The organism is Vibrio sp. Vb2131 (assembly GCF_033338535.1).
Lineage (GTDB): Bacteria > Pseudomonadota > Gammaproteobacteria > Enterobacterales > Vibrionaceae > Vibrio > Vibrio alginolyticus.
On record NZ_JAWOSW010000161.1, the window covers coordinates 1 to 524 of the forward strand.

Genomic DNA, 524 nt, shown 5'->3' on the forward strand with positions numbered 1-524 from the left:
ATCGCGTTCCCCTGCTGATACAACATCTCTGCGCGCTTCATGTTTGGTGGCGATTTCACATCGGCATACTCGACCGTTCCCGCCAAACGTAAGCCTTCAGACATGGGCGTCATAATGAACTTTCTGTCCGCAGAACTAATAGGAAACGGCAAGGACTCACGCTTGTCATTCATCATGAGATGGTAACCTCGCTCAGCTTGTATCGGGACATTCACACCGGTTAACTGGCGAACCAAAGCTTTAGAATGAACACCCGCTGCGACCACAATTTTGTCAAAAGACATTCGCTGAGTATTGACCAAGACATCGCCGTTTTTACTTACTGCGTCTACTTCTTCATGGACAAGTGAACCTCCGAGTTTTTCAAATGCATTACTTAGCTCAACGCAGAGTGCATAAGGGTTTATTGTATGTCCTGTTTCTGGAAAAAATACGCCAAACCGAACCTTTTTGCTGAGTTCAGGAAGCCGACGTCGGATTTCGTTTTGCGTCCAAAGCTCGTACCTAACACCTTGTTCCGCTAA

The 524-nt window shown here is 46.8% G+C and carries 1 protein-coding gene; it reads right to left on the bottom strand.

Features of this window, described 5'->3' with window-relative positions; translation table 11 throughout:
* Nucleotides 1-524: FAD-dependent oxidoreductase (locus tag R7E38_RS23365; protein ID WP_318082234.1), on the bottom strand; the 524-nt coding region annotated here is incomplete at both ends.